Consider the following 5,587-nt stretch of genomic DNA (forward strand, 5'->3'; position numbering starts at 1 on the left):
CATCTTTAATAGATGAAACAGAAATTGAATCTATCAGCTTTTGGCAAGCATTCAAATTTTGGTTAAAACTGGGATTCATTAGCTTTGGTGGCCCTGCCGGGCAAATCGCTGTTATGCACCAAGAGTTAGTTGAAGAAAAAAAATGGATTTCAGAACAGCGTTTTATGCACGCATTGAATTATTGCATGCTCTTACCCGGCCCCGAAGCTCAACAACTTGCAACTTATATTGGCTGGTTAATGCATAAAACCAAAGGTGGCATCGTTGCAGGGGTTTTATTTGTTCTACCTTCTCTTTTTATCCTCATTGGGCTGTCTTGGGTCTATGTGAAATATGGCGACGTCCCGATCATTGCCGGTTTGTTTTATGGCATTAAGCCCGCAGTTGCCGCAATTGTATTTCATGCCACGTATCGTATTGGCAGTCGTTCATTAAAGAATAAATTTCTATGGGCGATTGCAGTTATCGCTTTTCTTGCAATATTTATTTTTAATATTCCTTTCCCTTTAATCGTTTTATGTGCAGCGATATCGGGTTATTTGGTCGGTAAAAAGTATCCTGATTTATTTAAGCTAAATGCACATCAGTCCAGTCAAAAATCCTATGGACGTGCAATTATTGATGATGATACCCCTACACCTGAACATGCTGTTTTTAAATGGTCTCATCTGATCAAAATAACTGTAATTTCAGCACTTTTATGGGCAATTCCACTCATCTCTTTAACAGCAGTTTTGGGATGGAGTCATTCTTATACTCAACTGGCTTGGTTCTTTACTAAAGCTGCACTTCTGACATTTGGTGGTGCTTATGCTGTTCTGCCTTACGTTTATCAAGGCGCTGTCGGTTTTTATCACTGGCTCACCCCAACTCAAATGATCGATGGTTTAGCCCTAGGTGAAAGTACTCCCGGCCCATTGATCATGGTGGTGGCTTTTGTCGGCTTCTTAGCAGCTTATAACCATTCGCTGTTGGGTGCTGAACATCAATTTATTGCAGGTGCATTAGGTGCAATCATCGTCACGTGGTTTACTTTTATTTTCTCATTTTTCTTTATCTTAGCCGGAGCACCTGTTATAGAGTCCACACACAATCAAATTAAATTTACTGCCCCTTTAACCGCCATTACCGCTGCCGTGGTGGGCGTAATTTTAAATTTGGCACTCTTTTTATGTTACCACGTGCTTTGGCCACAGGGTTTTGAAGGGAATTTTGATTATATCTCTGCCATTATTGCAATTTTAGCTGTAGTCGCATTATTTAAATTTAATCAAAGTGTGCTCAGAGTCATCATCGGTTCTGCTTTAGTGGGTTTAACGATTAAAATTTTACTATAAAGAATGAACACTAGAGGTATGGATAAAAAATCTATGCTTCTTTTGACACGATTCAAGGTATCTTCTTTCATATAAAAAATTAAAGAATATTCCACTAAATCACTCCCCATTTAACATAATGGCTGTTATACGAAATTAATGGATGTCCGTATAGACTACTTGCATATTGTATTCGATCGAATACAATATAGTGAGAAGATAAGGAATTCTCATGATTGAAATTAAACGTCTGCCAGAATTTGATGAATGGTTAGATGGCATTAAAGACAATATGACCCGTATTCGTCTGAATCGTAGATTAGATAAGGTTCAACGTGGAAATTGGGGAGACATTAAGCCTCTCCAAGATGGCGTTTGGGAAATGAGAGAATTCTTCGGTGCTGGATGGAGAATGTATTACATCCAGCATGGTGACGTAGTGATTGTAATGCTTGGTGGAGGAGATAAATCGACTCAACAACAAGACATCGATCGTGCAGTCAAATTATCGAAAACATTGGAGGATTAAAATGGTTAAAGTCGCTGATTTACCAAGTTTTGATATGGCTGAGTCACTCAAAACTGAAGAAGACATTGTGATGTATCTCAATATGGTTCTTGAAGATAATGATCCAGCTGAATTAGCCCATGCACTTGGTGTTATTGCTAAAGCTCGTGGCATGACTCAAATTGCTAAAGAAGCAGGGATTGGGCGTGAGGCACTCTACAAAGCCCTACGTCATGATTCAGCACCACGTTTTGATACGATTAATCGTGTAGTAAATGCGTTAGGCTTAAAACTCACTGTACAACACGCCTAAAACTTTAAAAAATATAGTAAAAATGGGAGCTAAAGGCTCCCATTTTTAGATTCGTATAACGTGTATTATGTTAATTTTAGAGATTCTACATAAACGTAAAATCTCCTGCACTTAGATTCTGGCATGTGTTCCATACTTATCAATCATAATAGAGCTGGCTTCATTTAAGCCACGCACAGTGACATTCACACCATTCTTTTGAAATTTATTTACAACAGAATCAAGCATGGCGACTGATGTTACATCCCAAATGTGAGAATGGGTCAAATCAATAATCACATCCTTTACATCCTCTTTAAAGTCAAAACCTTGCATGAATTTTTCAGAAGAACTAAAGAAGATCTGACCTCTCAAATCATATAAACGGGCTGTTCCTTCAAAAGATGCTGTTACCTGGATATCATTTTCAAGTTTATTCGCCAGGAACAAGGCTGAAAGTAATACGCCTGTTAACACACCCAAAGCCAGGTTATGCGTAGCAACAACTACAATCACAGTCGCAATCATAACGATATTACTGCTCTTAGGATTATCTTTTAACTGAGTGACAGAACTCCATTCAAAGGTACTGATAGAGACCATGATCATTACCGCTACCAATGCAGCCATTGGAATCACTTTGAGCCAGTCACTGATAAATACAACAAGAATAAGAAGAAAAATACCCGCAGAGAATGTTGATAAGCGTGTAAGGCCACCTGATTTTACGTTAATCATAGATTGACCAATCATCGCACAGCCAGCCATGCCACCCATAAAGCCAGAAGCAATATTCGCAATCCCTTGTCCCTTACATTCCTGATATTTATCACTTGGCGTATCTGTCATTTCATCCACGATAGTTGCTGTCATCATCGATTCAAGTAAACCTACAGCCGCCAGTGCGACTGAATAAGGCAAAATAATCATCAATGTTTCAATATTCAAAGGAATATCTGGAATCAAGAACATTGGAAGTGTGTCAGGTAAAGACCCCATATCGCCCACGGTCCGTACATCAATTCCTAAAGCGATTGCCAATAATGTGATTGCAATGATGCAGACTAGTGGAGAAGGGAGTAATTTTCCTAATTTGGGAACCAGAGGGAATAGATAAATAATTGCTAAACCTAAAGCAACAAAAGCATATACATGCCAGGTCACATTAATCAGTTCAGGCAATTGAGCCATGAAAATTAAGATCGCTAACGCATTTACGAATCCAATAACCACAGATTTTGATACAAACCGCATTAACTTGGCGAGCTTTAAATAGCCTGCCAATATTTGAATCACGCCTGTCAAAATTGTTGCTGCCAGCAGATATTCAAGCCCATGCTCTTTGACCAATGTGACCATAAGCAGCGCCATTGCACCAGTGGCTGCTGAAATCATGGCAGGACGACCACCAACGAAAGAAATCACGACGGCAATACAGAAGGATGCGTATAGACCAACTTTAGGATCTACACCTGCAATAATTGAAAATGCGATGGCTTCAGGGATGAGTGCAAGACCGACGACTAATCCGGCAAGTACATCCCCACGGATGTTAGAGAACCACTGTTCTCGGACATTAGATAACATAAACATAGCCTGTTTTTTAATTTTTCAGATAGGCTAGTGATGTGATATATACAACACACACGCGACTACACCACATCACTAGACAGTGATGAGTTATTTACAGATTTAAGACGGTAAATAAACTTAAGGTGGCGTAAGTGTCATAAGATGAAGGAACTTTTTAGAGTAAAAAAATCAGGACAAGGGTAACAGCTAGGTACTTTTTTATAAAGCCTGGATGTTATATCCAAGCTTTGTTTAATCGGTATTTTATGAAGCTTTTAGCTCCCCAAGTAATTGACCTATTTCCAAACGTGTATAGCCACGTTCTTTAAAGATTAAAATAATTGCTTTTTTATAATCTTCAGAAGTAGAAGTCTTATATTTAGTTATCAGTTGATTCTCAGAATTCAGCTCAAGATCATTTTTGATGGTCAATACTTCGCTAGAAATCTTGTTAAAGATATTTAGGTTAAACATACAGGCACTCTTCATCCGTATTATAGCGGCCCGACTATAACGAATACCTGTCTTAGCTACGCTAGACACCCTTGGCCGCAAGGATTACAAATTAAGAAAAATTCCGCAAGTTTTTGTCTATTGAAAGAATAAATAATCTCCTAACTGCTATCTATTTAACATAATGGGCGTTATACGAAGTACACTTGTATATTAATATAGATATCAACCACTTAATAAAACCAGAAAAAGCCAAAAATGACCGAAAAGCCGATTTTGAAACAAGTCGGCTTTTTTATGAACTGTTTTGATAGTTCTTGCCAATAAATCTGACTAAAAATTACGCTTTTCAGCTTGAGTGATACAATTTTGTGATACATTATTGTATATACAAATTTGAATGTTTTTTATGGAACAGTATTTCGAATGGGATGAGGCAAAGAATCGAAAGAATCAGAAAAAACACGATGTCTCTTTCGAAACGGCAAGCCTTGTTTTTGAAGATCCGCTAAGGATCTCAATCCAGGACAGACATACCGATGGTGAAGAACGTTGGCAGACCATTGGAAAAGTGAAAGGCGTACTAATGCTCTTAGTAGCTCATACCATCTTTGATGAAGATGACTGTGAAATCATACGAATCATTAGTGCAAGACAAGTAACTAAGGCGGAGCGAGATAGATATGAGCATGGTTAGATACTCACGCAAAGAACTGAATGAAAAATTCAGCGACAAGCAAGATGCTGAAATTCAACGCTTGCTTGCTAAGGGAACGGTTCCTGACGATCAGCTAGATCTCTCAGATATGCCTGAAATTACCGACTGGAGCAATGCTGTACGCCACAATCAATTCTATCGACCAGTGAAGCAACAAACATCTATTCGTTTAGATGCTGACGTACTTGCATGGTTCAAAGCACAAGGTAAAGGTTATCAGACACGCATGAATGAAATCTTGCGGGATGCCATGCTAAAAGAATTAAAAAAACATCAGTAAAAATAGGAGCTTAGGCTCCCATTTTTGAATTCGTATAAGGTGTATTATGTTAATTTTAGATAATTTAAATAAAGGCTATAGACGACTAACATCTAATCCTGCTGCGACTAATCTTGTTGCTATCTTTTTCATCTTATTAAATTCAGCAAAATAGCTATCCTTAATTTGGACGGCCTCACAAAACTCTTTTCCTGTGACATCTACCAAACTATCTGCATATTTAATAACTTGGATATGTAACTCCTGCGTCCAAGAACGGCAATCCTATTGATTTCATGATTACCGATGGAACCACACATGATGTTAAAGTTGCGCCTGATTTAATATCAACATTAGATTTAAAAGAGACAAAAGTGGTATGCGCAGATAAAGGCTATGATTCAGAACCACTGCGTGAACAGATCAGGAAAACAGGGACTAAAGCGAATATACCAAAGAAAACAAATAG

Annotated in this window: 7 protein-coding genes and 2 pseudogenes; 6 read left to right on the forward strand and 3 right to left on the reverse strand. The window is 38.2% G+C overall.

Going from position 1 to position 5,587, the window contains the following annotated elements; translation table 11 throughout:
* From chrA to ACNPNW_RS05190, 3 genes are all read left to right on the forward strand, one after another.
* A partial coding sequence (gene chrA, locus ACNPNW_RS05180; RefSeq protein ID WP_448766512.1) for a chromate efflux transporter occupies positions 1-1,337 on the forward strand: 1,337 nt, incomplete at its 5' end.
* Between the two features lie 211 nt (positions 1,338-1,548).
* On the forward strand, positions 1,549-1,845 hold the full coding sequence (locus ACNPNW_RS05185; protein WP_005175534.1) for a type II toxin-antitoxin system RelE/ParE family toxin: 297 nt from the start codon (positions 1,549-1,551) through the stop codon (positions 1,843-1,845).
* Position 1,846: 1 nt separating this feature from the next.
* Positions 1,847-2,137, forward strand: coding sequence for an addiction module antidote protein (locus ACNPNW_RS05190; RefSeq protein WP_060875721.1), 291 nt, complete (start codon positions 1,847-1,849; stop codon positions 2,135-2,137).
* Between the two features lie 111 nt (positions 2,138-2,248).
* Here ACNPNW_RS05190 and ACNPNW_RS05195 read toward each other — a convergent pair whose 3' ends face one another.
* The gene (locus tag ACNPNW_RS05195) at positions 2,249-3,703 is read right to left on the reverse strand and encodes a SulP family inorganic anion transporter (RefSeq protein WP_063454694.1); all 1,455 of its coding nucleotides are present in this window, start codon (positions 3,701-3,703) and stop codon (positions 2,249-2,251) included.
* A gap of 249 nt (positions 3,704-3,952) precedes the next feature.
* Positions 3,953-4,162, reverse strand: a complete 210-nt coding sequence (locus tag ACNPNW_RS05200; RefSeq protein ID WP_129717697.1) for a hypothetical protein — start codon at positions 4,160-4,162, stop codon at positions 3,953-3,955.
* Positions 4,163-4,550: 388 nt separating this feature from the next.
* Here ACNPNW_RS05200 and ACNPNW_RS05205 point away from each other — a divergent pair, with 388 nt between their 5' ends.
* Positions 4,551-4,838, forward strand: coding sequence for a BrnT family toxin (locus ACNPNW_RS05205; protein WP_023271598.1), 288 nt, complete (start codon positions 4,551-4,553; stop codon positions 4,836-4,838).
* Positions 4,825-5,139 (forward strand): BrnA antitoxin family protein, encoded by a 315-nt coding sequence (locus ACNPNW_RS05210; protein ID WP_047930176.1) that lies wholly within the window; start codon positions 4,825-4,827, stop codon positions 5,137-5,139. Before ACNPNW_RS05205 ends, ACNPNW_RS05210 begins: the two co-directional genes overlap by 14 nt.
* Before the next feature lie 75 nt (positions 5,140-5,214).
* Here ACNPNW_RS05210 and ACNPNW_RS05215 read toward each other — a convergent pair.
* Positions 5,215-5,379: pseudogene (locus ACNPNW_RS05215) on the reverse strand (HTH-like domain-containing protein); the annotation flags it as partial.
* A 14-nt stretch (positions 5,380-5,393) separates the two neighbouring features.
* Here ACNPNW_RS05215 and ACNPNW_RS05220 point away from each other — a divergent pair.
* Positions 5,394-5,587 (forward strand): annotated as a pseudogene (locus ACNPNW_RS05220) (transposase); the annotation flags it as partial.

This window comes from Acinetobacter endophylla (genome assembly GCF_053543775.1).

Bases quoted from the DNA above. Each gene is read 5' to 3' on its own strand.
- ACNPNW_RS05185 (WP_005175534.1), top strand. From the start codon at position 1,549: ATGATTGAAATTAAACGTCTGCCAGAATTTGATGAATGGTTAGATGGC.
- ACNPNW_RS05190 (WP_060875721.1), top strand. From the start codon at position 1,847: ATGGTTAAAGTCGCTGATTTACCAAGTTTTGATATGGCTGAGTCACTC.
- ACNPNW_RS05195 (WP_063454694.1), bottom strand. From the start codon at position 3,703: ATGTTATCTAATGTCCGAGAACAGTGGTTCTCTAACATCCGTGGGGAT.
- ACNPNW_RS05200 (WP_129717697.1), bottom strand. From the start codon at position 4,162: ATGTTTAACCTAAATATCTTTAACAAGATTTCTAGCGAAGTATTGACC.
- ACNPNW_RS05205 (WP_023271598.1), top strand. From the start codon at position 4,551: ATGGAACAGTATTTCGAATGGGATGAGGCAAAGAATCGAAAGAATCAG.
- ACNPNW_RS05210 (WP_047930176.1), top strand. From the start codon at position 4,825: ATGAGCATGGTTAGATACTCACGCAAAGAACTGAATGAAAAATTCAGC.